The organism is Pseudomonas sp. WS 5146, from assembly GCF_012985495.1.
Taxonomy (GTDB): Bacteria; Pseudomonadota; Gammaproteobacteria; order Pseudomonadales; family Pseudomonadaceae; genus Aquipseudomonas; species Aquipseudomonas edaphica.
Map to the genome: position 1 here is coordinate 385,351 of NZ_JAAQWL010000002.1, position 16,719 is coordinate 402,069.

Below are 16,719 nucleotides of genomic sequence, written 5' to 3' on the forward strand. Positions count from 1 at the left end.
GCCTGTAGAAATAGAAGAGTCAGTCACGTTCGAGCACCACCACCCGTTGCCCGGCGCCGATGCCGCTGCCGGGTTGCACGGGGATCTCGCGCACGGTGCCGGCGAACGGCGCCACTACCGGGATTTCCATTTTCATCGACTCCAGAATCACCAGCACATCGCCAGCCGACACGCGCTCGCCGTTAGCCACCTGGACTTGCCAGAGGTTGCCGGCGATCGGGCTGTCGACACTGATTTGGTCGGCCTGCAACGGCGTGTCTGCACCTTGTGGTGCCGCGAGTTCTTCACTGTCGAAATGCGCTTGGCCACTGGCAATCCAGCGTTCACGCTCGGCATTGAAGGCGTGCTGCTGATGCTCACGAAACGCGCCAATGCTTGCGGCTTCGCGCGCGAGGAAATCCTGATACTGCGCGAGGTTCAACTGGCTGTGCTCGATGCTCAATTCAAAGCGCCCCAGCGGAAAGTCGCGCCGGATCTGCACCAGCTCATCAGCCGTCACCGGGTAAAAACGGATCTGGTCAAAGAACCGCAATAACCACGGCTTGCCATCAAACGCCGAGACCTCCCGGTAGCGGTTCCACATCTGCAAGGTGCGGCCCACAAACTGATAACCGCCCGGGCCTTCCATGCCGTACACGCACAAATAAGCGCCGCCAATGCCCACCGAATTCTCGGCGGTCCAGGTGCGCGCCGGGTTGTATTTGGTGGTCACCAGACGGTGGCGCGGGTCCAGCGGCGTGGCCACCGGAGCGCCGAGGTAGACGTCACCCAAGCCCATCACCAAGTAGCTGGCATCGAACACCGTGTGGCGCACCTCGTCGAGGTTGGCGAGGTCGTTGATGCGGCGAATGAACTCCAGGTTGCTCGGGCACCACGGCGCGTCCTTGCGCACGGTGGTCATGTATTTTTCGATCGCCAGCTGGCACGCCGGGTCGTCCCACGACAGCGGCAAGTGCACGATGCGCGAGGGCACTTGCAGGTTGGGGGTGGCGCACACGGCGGCCCATTGCGTGGTGATCAACGCCAGTAAACCAGCCAGCGGCAGTTGTTCGGGCTGGTAGTGGATTTGCAGGGAACGGATGCCTGGGGTCAGGTCGATGACACCTGGCAGGGCGAGAGTTTCCAGGGCTTGCATGAGTGCATGAGCACGAAAGCGCAGCACCAGGTCCAGCTCGGGGGCGCCGATTTCCAGCAGCAGGTGAGTGTCGCCGGCGAGGCGGGCGACGAGGCGGGTGTCGCCTTCACCCAACTCCAGCACCACAGGCGATCCGATCGTAAGTGGGCCACGGTCGATGTGGGAGCCGGGCTTGCCCGCGATGGCATCAATGTGGTCTGCCTGAGGTACCGAGTTGTCTGGATCGCAGGCAAGCCAGCTCCCACATTGATCCCATTTCAGGGCGAGGTCGCGGGCGGTTTTCAGGTTCACCGGTTCGAACCGCAGTTTGTCCCCGGCCTTGAGTTGCCCCAACTGCCAAAGGTCCGCCTCGATCACCGTCACCGGGCACACAAACCCGCCAAGGCTCGGCCCATCCGGCCCCAGGATCACCGGCATGTCCCCGGTGAAATCCACCGCGCCGATGGCATAGGGGTTGTCATGGATATTCGACGGATGCAGCCCCGCTTCGCCACCGTCCGTGCGCGCCCATAAAGGTTTTGGCCCGATCAGTCGCACGCCGGTGCGGCTGGAGTTGAAGTGCACTTCCCATTGGGTGGCGAAGAAGGTGTCGATGTATTCAGGCTTGAAGTATTCCGGCGCGCCGTGCGGGCCATAAATCACCCGCAGCGTGCGCACCGCAGGCAGGGGTTCAGCGATCAATTGCTGGCCGGCGTCGGCGTCTGTCAGTGGCAGCAAATGCAACACATCGCCAGCCCGTAAAGCGCGCCCGGCGTGCCCGCCGAACTGGCCGAGGGTGAAGGTGCTTTTGCTGCCCAGGTAATCTGGCACTTGCAACCCGCCGCGCAGGCACAGATAGCTGCGCGCACCGACACCTATGATGCTGCCAAGGCTCAACACCGCGCCTGCTTCAATCCGCAACGCGGTGTTCATCGGCACTGGTTGGTCATTCAGCAACAGCGTGATGGCTGCGCCGGTAACAGCGACGACCGCCGTGCAATTAAAGCGCAACAGCGGCCCATTCATGGTGATTTCCAGCGCCGCCGCGCCGTCGTCATTGCCCAGCAGGCGATTGCCCAGGCGCAGTGCGCGGCTGTCCATCGGCCCGGAGGGCGGCACACCGACGGCCCAGTAGCCGAGGCGGCCGGGGTAGTCCTGCACACTGGTTTGGGTGCCGGCGCTGAGCACTTCGAAGGTGCTGGCGCTGTAGACCAGGCCTTCCAGGCAACGCGTCCACGGGCGGCCGCTGGCAAACGGCGTGGCCAGCAGGATTTGGCGCAGGTAGTCGCGGTTGGTTTCCACGCCGTAGAGCTGGCTGTCGCTCAATGCCTGATGCAGATTCAGACGCGCCTGTTCGCGGGTCGGCGCCCACGTGATGAGCTTGGCGATCATCGGGTCGAAGTAGGGCGGTATCTCGCAACCGGCTTGCACCCAGGTGTCGATCCGCAAACCTTCAGCCGTCGGGAAATCCACACGGGTTAACAGGCCTGGGCTCGGCTGGAAATCCTTGCCTGGATCTTCCGCATACAGCCGCGCCTGAATCGCGTGGCCCTGAGGGTGCAGCTTCAATTCGCTCAACGCAGGTAGTTCACCCGCCGCCAATTGCACCATCCAGCGAACAAGGTCGACGCCCCAGACTTGTTCGGTGACGCCGTGTTCTACCTGCAGGCGCGTGTTCACTTCGAGGAAGTAGAAGCGGCCGTCAGCGCTGTCAAAGATGAACTCTACGGTGCCGGCGCTGCGGTAATTGACCGCCCTGGCCAGGGTGATGGCCGCCGTGCACAAGGCTTCGGCCATGCCGTCGGGCAGGTTCGGCGCGGGTGTTTCTTCGAGGACTTTCTGGTTGCGCCGTTGCACGGAACAGTCGCGCACGCCAAGGGCGATGACGTCGCCCAAACCGTCGCCGAACACCTGCACTTCCAGGTGGCGGGCGTGCTCGATGTATTTCTCGATAAACACACCGGCATCGCTGAAGTTGTTTTGCCCCAGGCGTTTGACCGCTTCAAAGGACTCACTCAGCTCTGTCGCATTGCGGCACACACGCATGCCGATGCCACCGCCGCCTGCGGTGCTTTTGAGCATGACTGGATAGCTCACGGTTTCGGCCGCCAGCAACGCTGTATCGAGGCTGTCGAGCAGCTCGGTGCCTTCCAATAATGGAATTTGATGGTGTTTGGCCAAGGCCCGCGCCGTGTGCTTGAGGCCGAATACGCGCAGCTGTTCGGGTGTCGGACCGACGAAGGCTATCCCCGCATTTTCACAGGCTTGGGCAAAGGCGGCGTTCTCTGAGAGAAAACCGTAGCCAGGATGAATCGCCTTGGCGCCACAGGCCTTGGCGGTGGCGAGGATTTTTTCGACTGCCAGGTAGGTGGCCGCCGCCGCGCCTTCGCCGAGGCTGTAGGCCTCGTCGGCTTGCTGGATATGCAGGCTGGCTGCGTCGGCTTCGGCGTATACGGCGATGCCTTTGACCTGCAGCTCGCGCAAGGTGCGCAGGATGCGGCAGGCGATGGCGCCACGGTTGGCGATCAAGAGTTTTTCGAACATGGCAAAACCCTGCGGGCCGTCCCGCAAAGTGAGGGAGCACTGCGGTCGTCCGCAGTGCCTGTGGTCAGTGTGGGAGCCGGGCTTGCCCGCGATGGCGGTAGGGCAGTCAGCTTATCGGTTGGCTGATGGACCGCTATCGCAGGCAAGCCAGCTCCCACAGTTGATCGCTAGTGTTTTCGGATGCATTGCCCGGCTCGGGACTGGCACAGGGCGAATAACCACTTACGCAGGCGTTTTATTTTCAGTTCCATACCAGTAACTCCGCAGCCGTCGGGTTGTAGCCATTGCATGGATTGTTCAGTTGCGGGCAGTTGGAGATCAGCACGATCACGTCCATCTGCGCACGCAGGTCGACGTACTTGCCGGGCGCGGAAATGCCGTCTTCAAAGGTCAGCCCGCCGTCGGCGGTGACCGGCACATTCATGAAGAAATTGATGTTCGGCCCGATGTCACCTTTACCCAGCCGACCGTCGTGGGCGCAGGCGCGCAGGTAGTTGTCGCGGCAGCTGTGCATGTAGCGTTTTTCCAGGGCGTAGCGCACGGTGTTGCTCTCTTGGGCACAGGCACCGCCGAGGGTGTCGTGGCGCCCGCAGGTGTCATCGACGATGGTCAGCATCGGCTGGCCAAGGTTGGAATACAGCACGCTGCCGGTGCTCAGGTACACGCGGTTTTGCCGGCGTAATGTGCGCTGTACGTCGTAGCGTTCCTTGGGGTTTTTGCGGCTGTAGAACAGCGTGTCGACGGCCTGGTTGCCCTCCAGGTCGAGGATGCGCAGGGTCTGCCCGGCCTTGACCTCCATCAGCCATGGCTCGCCAGCAGGAATGGTGGCGCGGTACACGGCTGCCTCGGGTTGTTTCAGTGCGATAGACATGGCAGTTCCTCAGGCGAACAGGCGGTCGGTGTTGATAAAGCCGCGCTCGTTTTCCGGGCGCGAAGTGCGGCAGTGTTCGGCGACACTGGAATCGGCGTTCATCCAGCTGAGTTTCAGCGGTTGCGGCGCGTAGTTCGGGTTGGGGTCCATCGGGTGTTGCAGCGCGGTCAGCACCACGAGTGTGTCCATCGGCGCGTAGAGTTCGATGTAGTCGCCGGCTTTGGAATTGCCCGGCACAAAGTGCAGGCCGCCGCCTTCGTCAACGCTGACCCGGCTGAACAGGTTGAGGGTCATCAGCAGGTCGCTAAGCCCCAACCCCCACTTGCCCAATTCCACCAGCAGGTTGTCGGTGCCGTTGCGAAAGAAGCCGTTGCGCAGCTCCTGATAACGGCCCTGGCCGTACTTTTCAGCGACCTCGGCGGCGCACAGCACGCCGCCGATGCTGTCGCTCCAGCCGCAGGTGTCGGCGGTGATGGCGGCCAGCACGCGGCCCATGTCCGAGTACAGGCAGTGGCCGCGGGTGAGTTTGGCGGTGTGTTGGCATTTGAGGCTGTCGGGCAGGTTCAGACGCTCGGTTTTTTCATTGGCATTGAGCAGGGTCAGGCTGACGTTGGCACCACCGCGAATATCCGTGAGGCGCAGCAGTTGGCCGCGCTTGAGCACAAAGGAGCGGTGGCCGCCGCCGGGTAGCATTTCTTCGGCGAAGGGTGGGAACAGTTGAATGGAATCGGTCATTTGCAAGTCGCTCCAAGTTCGGCGGCCAGCGCTTTGCGGCGCTCGCTGTTCAAAGGGATGTCGTAGGTGATGCGCGCGCCATAGGCGCCGGGGGCGTGGGGGTCGACACGGACTTTGTCGAACACCAGCAAGCGTGTGCCGAGGCTGAAACCTTCGCTGAGGTCGTGGGTGACCATGAACACCGTCAGCCGGGTTTCGCGCCATAGCGCCAGCAACAGCTGATGCATGTCTTTGCGAATGCCCGGGTCGAGGGCGCCGAAGGGTTCGTCCAGCAGCAACACGCGGGGTTTCATGATCAGGGCTTGGGCGATGGCCAGGCGTTGCTGCATGCCGCCGGAGAGCTGCGCCGGGTATTTGTCCAGTGCGTGGCCGAGGCCGACTTTTTGCAGCAGGGCGGCGGCCTGTTCCCGTGCGTCTTGTTTGGCTTTGCCGAACAGCCGTCCCAGCAGCGGCGAGCGCGGTAGCTCAAGGCCAAGCGCAACGTTGTCCAGCACCGTCAAATGCGGGAACACCGAGTAACGCTGGAACACCACGCCACGGCTGGCATCCGGCTCGCCGGCAAGTGGTTGGCCGTCCAGCAGGATCTGGCCTTTGCTCGCGGTTTCCTGGCCCAGTAACAAGCGCAGGAAGGTCGATTTGCCGCAGCCGGACGTGCCGACCAGGGTGCAAAACTCACCCTCATTGACGTGCAGGTTGAGCCCTTCCAACACCACCTGTTCGCCATAGCGCTGCCACACATTGTTGACGCTGATAAAACTCATGGCCGCGCTCCTTCGTACCAGGGGAACGCACGCCGTGTGAGGGTTTTGAGGCCCCAGTCCATCAGCCAGGCGAGCAGGGTGATCCACACCACGTAGGGCAAGATCACGTCCATCGCCAGGTAGCGGCGCACCAGGAAGATCCGGTAGCCGAGGCCGTCGGTGGAGGCGATGGCTTCGGCGGCGATCAGGAACAACCACGCCGAGCCGAGCATCAGCCGCAGCGAGATCAGCAGACGTGGCAGCAGTTGCGGTAGCACCACACGCAGCATCAGGGTCCAGGTGGAGGCGCCGAGGGTCTGTGCCTTGACCAGCAACTCGACGGGTATTTCCCGGGCGCGCTGTTCCAGGTCGCGCGCCAGGCACGGTGTTACACCGATGACGATCAGCATGACTTTGGACAACTCTCCCAGCCCAAACACGATGAACAGAATCGGCAGGATCGCCAGTGGCGGCACCATTGACAGCACCGTGAGCAGTGGCGACAACGGCGCGCCAAACAACGGCAGTGTGCCGGCGGCGATGCCCAGGCACAGGCCGGCGAGGGCGCTGATGCCCAAGCCGATCGCCAGGCGGCGCAGGCTGGAGGCGCTGTCTTGCCACAGCACATATTCACCGGTGCGCGTATCGGCGCTGAACGCCAGGCGTTTCACCGCGTCGCCCATTTGCGCGGCGCTGGGCAGCAGTTTGTCGTTGGGGTTATCCGCCAGGCGCTCGGCCGAGCCTACAAAGTAGGCGAACAGCAGCAGGGCGAACGGCAGCAGCACCAACAGCAGGCGGCTGGAGCGTTCCGGGTGACGGTTGATCAGGCGCATGGCCGGGTCCTCTTACAGCGTGCCGTCGGCGGCCATCTGCACGTAGCTGGGGTCGAAATGCAGCTTGAGGTTGGCGGTGTCGCCGCTGGTGATGCCATTGGCGAAGCTCATGCCCACGGCGCTGGCGTCCCTGGCCCCTTCGCCGAGCAGGCCGTGTTCAAACGAGAACTCGGCGACCTTGCGCAGGGTGGCGGGCAGTTGCGCGCTGGTGGCGAACGCCAGCGCTTCCTTGGGCGTGGCGAACAGCTTGGTGGTGTCCAGTTGCGCCTGGAAACCCTTGAGGTCGGTGCCGGAGGCCTTGGCCATATGTTCAAGCGCCGCGGTGCTGGCAGCGTTTTTGGCGTTCATCAGCGCGACCACTTCAAACCAGGCGCCGGTCAGCGCTTTGCCCAGGGCCGGGTTGTCTTTGAGGGTTTGGGTGTTGACCACCATCATGTCCATGATTTCGCCGGGCACTTTGCTGGAGTCGAACACTTGGGTGACGCCCGGTTTAGCCTTGATCTCGGAGAGCATCGGGTTCCAGGTGGTCACGGCTTGCACCTGGTCGGTGTTGAAGGCCGCGGCGATGTCGGCGTCGGAGGTGTTGACGACTTTGAGGTCTTTTTCGGTGAGATCAGCGGATTCCAGGGCGCGGGCGAGCAGGTAGTGAGACACCGAGAGTTCCACCAGGTTGACGTTCATGCCCTTGAGGTCGGCCACGGTCTTGCCGGTGCCCTTGATCACCACGCCATCATTGCCGTTGGAAAAGTCGCTGACCACCAGCGCGGTGCTGTCCACACCACCGGCGGCGGGAATGGTCAGGGCGTCCATGTTGGTCATGGTGCAGCCGTCGAACTGGCCAGCGGTGTATTGGTTGATGGACTCGACATAGTCATTGAGCTGCACCATGTCGATCTTGATGCCGTACTTCTTGGCCCACTTGTCGAGGATGCCTTGGCTGCCGGCGTATTCCCACGGCATCCAGCCGGCATAGATAGTCCAGCACACACTGAAGTGGTCTTTGGTCGCGGCTTGGGTTTGAAAGCTCAGCACGGCGGCGAAGGCGGCGGCGAGCAGGGCGGGTAAACGGATTGTGGGCATGGGGCTTCTCCAGTTGAACATGGGCGAGCAGGAGCAACGCGGCACCGTGAACGGTGGCTTGTCTCCCGGGCTTTTATCCCGCCGTGTAACCTCAACTGGAGGTCGCCAACTCTCGGACCAGCCACTCGCTTTTCAAGCGAGCCGGAACCCTAGTCGGCCATTGCAAATTGTGGTGCCGCGAACCTGTGATGAATCCTGCACGGGAGAGGCAAAGCGAGAGTCGTGCCAACTGGGCCAGAGGCCCGGTTTACGGCCGGGCGTGGCGGGGAAGAGGGGTATGCGTGCGCCACTCGGGTGCGTTGGCGCACTGCAATGAGGCGGTTACAACCGGAACTTGCTGACCAGCACGTTGAATGAGGTGGCCAAGCGGGACAGGTCCTGGCTGGAGGCGTTGGTCTGGTTGGCACCGGCAGCGGTCTGGGTCGACAGGTCCTGGATGTTGAGGAGGTTGCGGTCCACTTCGCGGGCTACCTGCGCCTGCTCTTCCGACGCGGAGGCGATCACCAGGTTGCGTTCGTTGATCTTCGCCACGCTGGCGGTGATGCGTTCCAGGGCTTCGCCGGCGTTTTGCGCCAGGGTTTGGGTGTTGTTGGCCCAGGTCAGGCTTTTGTTCATGGCTGCCACGGCGTCATCGGCGCCGACCTGCACTTCGCCGATCATTTTTTCGATATCGACGGTGGAGGTCTGGGTGCGATGGGCCAGCGCGCGGACTTCATCGGCCACCACCGCAAAACCACGGCCTTGCTCACCCGCGCGTGCGGCTTCGATGGCGGCGTTAAGGGCCAGCAGGTTGGTCTGGTCGGCGATACCGCGGATCACGTCGATCACCTTGCCGATCTCGCGCACCTGGCTGGCCAGGTCGGCCACCGATTGTGTCGAATCGTTGATCTCGACCACCATCGAACTCATACCGGACACGGCCTGCGCCACCTGCTCACGGCCTTCCTCCGCTTCAGTGGTGGCCTGGCGCGAGGCTTCGGAGGTCGACACCGCATTGCTTGCCACTTCATCCACCGCCGCCGTCATCTGGTTGACGGCAGTGGCGGCTTGCTGGATTTCGTCATTCTGGCGCGTGAGGCCACGGCTGCTTTCGTCGGTGACCGCACTGAGTTCTTCAGCGGCGGAGGCGAGCTGGTCGGCGGCGTTGGCGATTTCCACCAGCGTGCTTTTCAGCCCGCCCTGCATGTCGGCCAATGCCATCAACAATTTTCCGGCTTCGTCAGTACGGTCGGTGATGATGGCTTGGGTCAGGTCACCCTTGGCAATGCGTTGGGCGCTCTCGACGGCCTGGGCGATAGGGCGGGTGATCAGGCGGGTGATCAGCACGCCAATGATGAGGGCGATGATGAAGGCCAGCACGATGCCGCTGATCATCCAGGTCAACGCGCTGCTGCGTAGGTCGGCGGCGGCGGCGGCGCCTTCCTGGATCTGGCGGTTGTTGGAATCGATAATCACACGGATCAGCTCGCGCGCCTGACGGAACAGCTCATTGTTGGTGCTGTTGAGCTGAGCGCGCGCCTGCTCGAGCTGGCCGCCGTTCATCATCGCGACGATGCGCTCGGAGTTGCTGATGTAGGTGGGCCAGATCTGGTCGAGCTTGTCACCGGCTGCCCGTTCGTCGTCTGCCAGCGGCGTGGCGCGGTAGGTGGCGTAGGCGCTCTGGCTGCGTTTGAGTTCGTTGGCGATGTCCTGGGTCACGCGGTCGCGGTCCTGGGCGGAGACGTCGCCCTTGCTGGCGTCCAGCAAACGGTACAGACCACGGTTGTGGGCGACCAGACCATTGAGCGTACTTGCCGTGTTGCTGACGGAAACCAGGTTGTTGGAGAACGTGAGTTCCAATGCGCTGGAAAGGCGCACGACGCTTTTGATACCCAGCAGGCCAACCCCGAGGGTGACCAGTGCGCACAGTAGGAATGAAAGCAGCAGCTTGGTTGAAATTTTCATGACTCTAATCCGGCGATATTGGCGAGGGGCGCACGATAGAGCCTCCCTGGCCATGTGCGATGTCATAGTGGCATCATCGCAATCGACAAGGTTCCGGGCCAGCAAAATTTACTGAATCGATAAAGTAACTTGATAGTTACCGGGATGCGCAACGGATCGTATCGACCGCCTACGGTCATGTATCAAGTTGTTACCAAAACGCACCAGATCTGGTTTTCGATGTCCGATACTGTGTCATTCGGCGAAAGCCGGGTGCCGCCCTCCCGCGTCGCTGGAGGTGCTCTTCCGCGGTCCAGGAGGCCGCCATGTATCGACGACTGCTGCTCAGCGCTTTACTCGGTCTTACCCTTTCTGCTTGTGTGCCCTACTACGATGGAGGCGGTAGCTACTATCGATCCGAGGTCTACACCGCGCCGGCGCCGGCGTATTACTACGGCGGTGGCACGTACTATTCGGCGCCACGTTATTACGCACCGGCTCCGCGCTATTACGCCCCCGCACCGCGTTACTACTCGGCGCCGCGTTATTACCAACCGGCCCCGCGCTACTACCCCTCGGGCCCAAGGGGCGGTTACCGGCCTTATCCGAACCAGGGTTGGGGCGATCACGGCGGCAGAGGCGGGCACGGTCGGGGTGGCGATCATGGAGGTGGCCGCGGCGGTCACCGCTGACAGGCCTTGAATGCAAACGGCGCAGGAAGCGCCGTTTTTTGTGGGCGACACTTTTCAGTAATCGGACAAATCCGCCAGCGGATGCCGGCCTTCCCACACCTTGTTGAAATGCGCCTGCACCACCGCGTCCGGGATCGTATTGATATCCGGCCAGTGCCAATGGGGCGTCTGGTCCTTGTCGATCAAGCGCGCCCGCACGCCTTCGGCAAACTCCGGGTAACGGCAGCAATTGAGGCTCAGTGTGTATTCCATCTGGAACACCTCGGCCAACGACAGGTGCCGCGCCCGCTGGATCTGCTCCCACACCAGGTGCGCGGTCAGCGGGCAGCCTTCACTCAGGTTTTTGCCGGCGCGGCTGAACAGCGGGTCGGCGTGCTCACGTAACGGGCTCAAGGCGCGCCAGGCACAGCGCACATCAGCCACATCCAGCCATTCGTCGATCTGCGCACGGCGCGGCAGCCATTGCGCTTCGGGTTGCTGGTCGACGGCTTCCTGGGCGAGCGCCTTGAGCAGGCTGTTGAGCTGCATCGCGGTTTGTTCCTGCCAGTTCAATTGCAGCAGGCCATCTATCAACGCTTCCTGCTGGTCATCGCGCAGGAAACGGTCTGCCAGGCCCAGGTCCAACGCATCGCGGCCGTTGATATGGGCGCCGGTGAGGCCAAGGAATAACCCCAGCTTGCCCGGTAACCGCGACAGGAACCAACTGGCCCCCACATCCGGGTACAGGCCGATGCTGATCTCGGGCATGGCCAGGCGGCTGCTCGGTGTGACGATACGCACCGAAGCGCTCTGCAGCAGGCCCATACCACCGCCGAGCACATAACCGTGCCCCCAGCAGATCAGCGGTTTGGGGTAGGTGTGCAGGCGGTAGTCGAGGCGGTATTCAGCGGCGAAGAACTGCGCGGCCAGGGCGGGCACTTCGCCGGGGAGTTCACGGCAGGCCTGGGCCAGGCTGCGGACTTCGCCACCGGCGCAAAAGGCTTTGGGGCCATTGCCGCGCAGCAGTACACACACGATATTCGGGTCTTTGGCCCAGGCCTCCAGGCGTTCGTCCAAGGCCAGGATCATGGGCAGGGACAGTGCGTTGAGGGATTTTTCCGCGTCCAGGCTGGCGATGGCGAGGCGGGCACCGTCGCTGCCGGTCAGCTCTTCGAAGTGCAGGTTCATCGTGACCTCAATCGAGAAAGTGAAGGTTCAGTATGAACGCTTCAAAGGAAAGTGCCGATGATGTGTCAGATCAATTGACAAGCGGGGTCGGCTTTCCTAGGGTTCGCCCATTCTTTTTTACACGATGAACACACCATGACCGAAGGCGACCGCATCAAACTCGAACCCAGCTGGAAACACGCCCTGCGGGATGAGTTCGACAAGCCCTACATGGCCGAACTACGCGAGTTCCTGCGCCAGGAACATGCCGCCGGCAAAGAGATTTACCCGCCTGGCCCGTTGATTTTCAACGCGCTCAATTCAACGCCTTTGGACAAGGTCAAGGTGGTGATCCTCGGCCAGGACCCGTACCACGGCCCCGGCCAGGCTCATGGCTTGTGCTTCTCGGTACAACCGGGCGTGCCAACGCCGCCGTCGCTGGTCAATATCTACAAAGAACTCAAGCGCGACCTGAACATCGACATTCCCAACCACGGCTGCCTGCAAAGCTGGGCCGAACAGGGCGTGCTGATGCTCAACACCACCATGACCGTGGAGCGCGCGAATGCCAATGCCCACGCGGGCAAGGGCTGGCAGTTCTTTACCGATCGTGTGATCGAAGTGGTCAGCGAGCACCAGCCGCACCTGGTGTTCCTGTTGTGGGGCGCCCATGCGCAAGGCAAGCAAAAGCTGGTGGATGCGACCAAGCACCTGGTGCTGACCTCGGTGCACCCGTCGCCGCTGTCGGCGTATCGCGGGTTTTTGGGGTGTGGGCACTTCGGTCGTACCAACAAGTTTCTTGAGCAGAATGGCGAGACGCCGATTGAGTGGCGGTTGCCGCCACTCTAAAGGTTAGTCACAAACTAATGTGGGAGCTGGCTTGCCTGCGATGACGGTCTGTCAGCCGATACATTTATTGACTGAACCACCGCTATCGCAGGCAAGCCAGCTCCCACATTGGAATTTTTTGAAGGCTTAGATTTTTTCCGGCTGACGATTCCAGTGCCTGAACAACGGCTCAGCCAAAAACAGCACAAACAACAAGCGCATTACCTGCATTGCCGTTACCAAAGGCACCGACAGCTGCAAAGTCTCTGCCGTGAGGCTCATTTCGGCAATGCCGCCCGGCATCATGCCCAGGGTGAGTGAGCGCAAATCCAGCTGCGTCAGCGCGCTCAAGCCCACCGCCGCCAACGTCGCAAGCGCCATGGTCAAGGCGGTGCCGATCAAGGTACGGCCCATGAACGACGGCGCACGACGGAAGAACTGACGGTTGAAGTGGCAGCCCAGGCCGCTGCCGATCAGCCACTGGCCGATCTGGCTGCCGCCGTCCGGCAGGCCGTAATGCAAGTCCCAGACAACACTGGCAGTCGCGCTGACCAACAGTGGCCCGAACAACCACGGGTTTGGCTGACGTAAACGCTGCCAGCCCCAGGCCACCAGCGCGCCCAGCGGGAACAGCAGCGCCAGCCAACCCCAACTCACTGGCGCCGGGTGAAACTGCGGCGTGCCGCCTTCGAGCAAGTACTTGAAGATCGCCGGCACACACAGCACCACCACCAGCACACGCAAACTTTGCCCCGCTGCGACACGGCTGAGCACTGCGCCATTACGGGCGCCGAGGTTGACCATTTCACCGGAACCGCCCGGCATGCTGGAGAAAAACGCGGTGGCGCGGTCTTCGCCGCTGCGGCGCATCAACCACACGCCGACCACGCTCGACAGGCTGGTGATCAGCGCACCGAAGAAAATCAGGCCGAAGTGGCTCATCACTTGCTCGATCACCACCGGCGTGAAGTGCAGCCCTATGCCGATGCCTACGACCCATTGGCCACATTTGCGTCCGCCGGGAATCTCCGCCAACTGCCACGGCGTGAGGCAACGCACCAGGATGATCGCCAGCAACGAGCCGACCATATAGGGCAAAGGCCAGCCGACGAGGCTGGCCAGGTAACCGCCGGCCAGGCCGACCAGCGGTGTTGCCCACCATTGTTTAAAGGTGACCTCAGACATCGGCCAGGGCGCGACGCTGTTGGGCACGTTTACGCCAGATACGCAGCAGCGGCACGAACAACATGATCGCCGTCAGTACCCACACGCCAAAGGTGATCGGGCTGGACCAGAGGATTTCCAGCGCGCCGTTGGAGATCGACAGCGCGCGGCGCAGGTTCTGCTCCATCAGGCCACCGAGGATAAAGCCCAGCAGTACCGGCGACAGCGGGAAGTCCAGCTTGCGCAGGATGTAACCGAAGATGCCGATGCCGACCATCAGGAACAGGTCGAAGGTGGTGGCGTGAACCGCGTACACACCGATGGCGGTGATGATGGCGATCACCGGCACCAGCGCCCAGTTCGGTACGGCGAGGATGCGCGTGAAGATGCGGATCATCGGGATGTTGAGGATCACCAGCATGATGTTGGCGACAAACAACGAAGCGATCAGGCCCCAGACGATGTCCGGCTGTTGTTGGAACAGCAGCGGGCCGGGGGTGATGTTGTACAGCGACAGGGCGCCGATCATCACTGCGGTGGTGCCAGAACCTGGCACGCCGAGAGTCAACATGGGGACCAGAGCGCCACAAGCGGCCGCGCCGATCGCAGTTTCCGGTGCAGCCAGACCGCGTTTGTCACCTTTACCGAATTCGCCCGAGGCGCCGGCGATGCGCTTCTCGGTCATGTAGGCCACGGCACTGGCCAAAGTCGCGCCGGCACCCGGCAAGACACCCATGATAAAGCCGAGCACGCCGCAACGAATGTTCACGACAAACACTGATGCGGCTTCCTTGACATTGAACATCATGCGCCCAGTGGCTTTCACGGCTTCCTGGCCACGGTGGGTTTTTTCCAGCAGCAACAGGATTTCGCTGATGGAGAACAGGCCCAGTACCAACACCACAAACTGGATGCCGTCGGTGAGGTGGATGTTGTCGCCGGTAAAACGGTACACGCCGCTGTTGGCATCGATGCCCACGGCCGAGAGGAACAGGCCGATCAGCGCTGCAACAAACGTCTTCAGCGGTTTGTCACCGGCCATGCCGCCCAGGCAGACAATCGCGAACACCATCAGTACGAAATATTCCGCCGGGCCGAAGGCAATCGCCCATTTGGCCAGCAGCGGCGCAAACAGCACCATGCCGCAGGTGGCGATAAACGCGCCGATGAACGAACTCCATGCCGACAGCGACAACGCCACACCGGCCAGGCCTTTGCGGGCCATCGGGTAGCCGTCGAGGGTAGTCATTACGGTAGAAGCTTCGCCCGGGATGTTGAGCAGGATCGAGCTGATACGGCCGCCGTATTCGCAGCCCAGGTACACGGCCGCGAGCAGGATCAGCGCCGATTCCGGCGGCAGGCCCAACGCGAACGCGATGGGGATCAACAAGGCCACGCCGTTGATCGGGCCCAGGCCTGGCAACAGGCCGACCACGGTGCCGATCAAGGTGCCACACAGCGCGGTCACCAGGTTGTAAGGGGTCAGTGCAACGCCGAAGCCCTGGCCCAAATAGCTGAACGTATCCATATCAGTTCTCCAGAACTTCAAGCAGGCCGAGGGGCAGCGGTACATCCATGGCCTTGTCGAACAGCAGGTACAGGCCGATAGCCATGAGGGTGACGATCACTACGCTGGGCAACCAGCGGCCGCCATACAGGCGTGCCATCGGAATACCGATCAACATGCTGCTGAGGATGAAACCCAAGGGCTCGAAAGTGCCGGCGAACACGATCAGCAGCGCGACGCAAAGGCTGATCTTGATCAGGGTTTCGCGGTCCAGCGCGGGTTCTTCTTCGGTGTGCTTGGTTGGCTGCGGGCGAAAGATCATGTAGATCAGGCCCAGGCTCATCAGGCCGAGCATCAGCAGCGGAAAGGCACGTGGGCCGACCGGCTCGTAGGAAAACGCCGCCTGATACGGCCAGGCCATCAGTGCCAGGCCGGCGCAGACCAGCAGCATCACCGAGGCGAAAATGCGTTGTAAGAGCATGTGGAACTCCTGGGCCGCGCCGCCCGTTAAAGAGGGCGCAGCCGTGCAAAAGAGGGGCGATTACTGGATCAGGCCGAACTCTTTGGCCAGCACTTTGTAGTCAGCCACCTGTTTCTTCACGTAGGTGTCCAGCTCCGGGCCGGTCATGGCAAACGGGAACAGCTCGCGCTGGTCACGCAGCTTGGCGAACTCTTCGGAGGCCAGCAGTTTGTCGAACGCTTCTTTCCACCAGGCGTAGTCGGCATCGCTGACTTTTGGCCCAAGGTAGAAACCGCGGACCACTGGCCAGACGATGTCGTAGCCTTGCTCTTTGGCGGTCGGAATGTTCTTCATTTCCGGCTCGTCCAGGCGCTCTTCGGCGAACACCGCTAGCAGGCGCATGTCACCGCTGAGGATGTGCGGCATGGAGTCGGAGATGTCGGTGCTGCCCACCTGGATGTGGCCGCCGAGCAGGGCGGTGGCGATTTCACCGCCGCCTTCGAGGGCGACATAACGCAGTTCGCGCGGGTTGATGCCGGCGGCCTTGGCGATCAGGGCGGTTTGCATCCAGTCCTGGCTGCCTACGGTGCCGCCGGAACCGATCACCACGCTGCCCGGATCTTTCTTCAAGGCTTTGACGAGATCGTCGAGGGTCTTGTAGGGCGAATCGCTTTTCACTGCGATGGCACCGTAGCTGGTGCCGACCGCTGCCAACCAACGCACGGCGCTTTCATCAAAACGGCCGAACTTGCCCTGGGCCAGGTTCAACAGCGAACCGCTGGACCAGGCCACCAGTGTGCCGCCGTCCGCTGGGCGCTGTGCTACCACCGCGTTATAGGCCACCGCGCCCACGCCGCCGGGCATGTAGGTCACACGCATCGGTTTACTCAGCAGCTTCTCATTGACCAACGCGCTTTGCGCCAGTTTGCAGGTCAGGTCAAAACCACCGCCGGGGGAGGCTGGGGCGATGCATTCCGGGCGTTTGGGTTCGTCGGCGGCCAGCAGTTGGCCGGCGAACAACATGCAGCCGGCGGCGAGGGCCAATTTACGCAGTGAATAGGTCATTTGAATCTCCGTCTTGT

General features: G+C 62.2%; 14 protein-coding genes and 1 riboswitch. Of the genes, 2 read left to right on the plus strand and 12 right to left on the minus strand.

The window, feature by feature from the left end:
• Positions 1-19 precede the first annotated feature (19 nt).
• From uca to HBO41_RS06310, 7 genes are all read right to left on the minus strand, one after another.
• Positions 20-3,658: an urea carboxylase gene (gene uca / locus HBO41_RS06280; RefSeq protein WP_169985495.1), complete on the minus strand. Its 3,639-nt coding sequence runs from the start codon at positions 3,656-3,658 to the stop codon at positions 20-22.
• A 241-nt stretch (positions 3,659-3,899) separates the two neighbouring features.
• Positions 3,900-4,529: an urea amidolyase associated protein UAAP2 gene (locus tag HBO41_RS06285; protein ID WP_138453787.1), complete on the minus strand. Its 630-nt coding sequence runs from the start codon at positions 4,527-4,529 to the stop codon at positions 3,900-3,902.
• Positions 4,530-4,538: 9 nt separating this feature from the next.
• On the minus strand, positions 4,539-5,264 hold the full coding sequence (locus HBO41_RS06290; RefSeq protein WP_138453786.1) for an urea amidolyase associated protein UAAP1: 726 nt from the start codon (positions 5,262-5,264) through the stop codon (positions 4,539-4,541).
• On the minus strand, positions 5,261-6,025 hold the full coding sequence (locus tag HBO41_RS06295; RefSeq protein WP_099548630.1) for an ABC transporter ATP-binding protein: 765 nt from the start codon (positions 6,023-6,025) through the stop codon (positions 5,261-5,263). Before HBO41_RS06295 ends, HBO41_RS06290 begins: the two co-directional genes overlap by 4 nt.
• Complete coding sequence (locus HBO41_RS06300; protein ID WP_017137311.1) at positions 6,022-6,837, minus strand: ABC transporter permease; 816 nt, start codon at positions 6,835-6,837, stop codon at positions 6,022-6,024. Before HBO41_RS06300 ends, HBO41_RS06295 begins: the two co-directional genes overlap by 4 nt.
• 12 nt (positions 6,838-6,849) lie before the next feature.
• A complete protein-coding gene (locus HBO41_RS06305; protein WP_017137312.1) occupies positions 6,850-7,917 on the minus strand; it encodes a putative urea ABC transporter substrate-binding protein in 1,068 nt (355 codons plus the stop codon).
• Between the two features lie 60 nt (positions 7,918-7,977).
• Positions 7,978-8,081: riboswitch (guanidine-I (ykkC/yxkD leader) on the minus strand.
• A gap of 157 nt (positions 8,082-8,238) precedes the next feature.
• Positions 8,239-9,861 (minus strand): methyl-accepting chemotaxis protein, encoded by a 1,623-nt coding sequence (locus tag HBO41_RS06310; protein WP_099548632.1) that lies wholly within the window; start codon positions 9,859-9,861, stop codon positions 8,239-8,241.
• 305 nt (positions 9,862-10,166) lie between these two features.
• On the opposite strand from HBO41_RS06310, the gene HBO41_RS29455 reads away from it, so the two are divergent.
• Positions 10,167-10,532: a hypothetical protein gene (locus HBO41_RS29455; protein WP_017137314.1), complete on the plus strand. Its 366-nt coding sequence runs from the start codon at positions 10,167-10,169 to the stop codon at positions 10,530-10,532.
• A gap of 54 nt (positions 10,533-10,586) precedes the next feature.
• Here HBO41_RS29455 and HBO41_RS06315 read toward each other — a convergent pair whose 3' ends face one another.
• On the minus strand, positions 10,587-11,699 hold the full coding sequence (locus HBO41_RS06315; RefSeq protein WP_169985497.1) for an enoyl-CoA hydratase/isomerase family protein: 1,113 nt from the start codon (positions 11,697-11,699) through the stop codon (positions 10,587-10,589).
• A 135-nt stretch (positions 11,700-11,834) separates the two neighbouring features.
• Between HBO41_RS06315 and ung the strand changes: the two genes are divergently transcribed.
• Positions 11,835-12,527: a uracil-DNA glycosylase gene (gene ung, locus HBO41_RS06320; protein ID WP_169985500.1), complete on the plus strand. Its 693-nt coding sequence runs from the start codon at positions 11,835-11,837 to the stop codon at positions 12,525-12,527.
• Positions 12,528-12,653: 126 nt separating this feature from the next.
• Here the strand turns inward: ung and HBO41_RS06325 are convergent, their stop codons facing one another.
• From HBO41_RS06325 to HBO41_RS06340, 4 genes are read right to left on the minus strand one after another with little or no spacing between them, the layout of a single operon-like run.
• Positions 12,654-13,691, minus strand: coding sequence for an AbrB family transcriptional regulator (locus tag HBO41_RS06325; RefSeq protein ID WP_026013720.1), 1,038 nt, complete (start codon positions 13,689-13,691; stop codon positions 12,654-12,656).
• A complete protein-coding gene (locus tag HBO41_RS06330) occupies positions 13,684-15,198 on the minus strand; it encodes a tripartite tricarboxylate transporter permease (protein ID WP_017137318.1) in 1,515 nt (504 codons plus the stop codon). The genes HBO41_RS06325 and HBO41_RS06330 overlap by 8 nt, the downstream gene beginning before the upstream one ends.
• Position 15,199: 1 nt before the next feature.
• Positions 15,200-15,658: a tripartite tricarboxylate transporter TctB family protein gene (locus HBO41_RS06335; RefSeq protein WP_099548634.1), complete on the minus strand. Its 459-nt coding sequence runs from the start codon at positions 15,656-15,658 to the stop codon at positions 15,200-15,202.
• A 60-nt stretch (positions 15,659-15,718) separates the two neighbouring features.
• On the minus strand, positions 15,719-16,702 hold the full coding sequence (locus tag HBO41_RS06340) for a tripartite tricarboxylate transporter substrate binding protein (protein WP_017137320.1): 984 nt from the start codon (positions 16,700-16,702) through the stop codon (positions 15,719-15,721).
• Between the last annotated feature and the right edge of the window lie 17 nt (positions 16,703-16,719).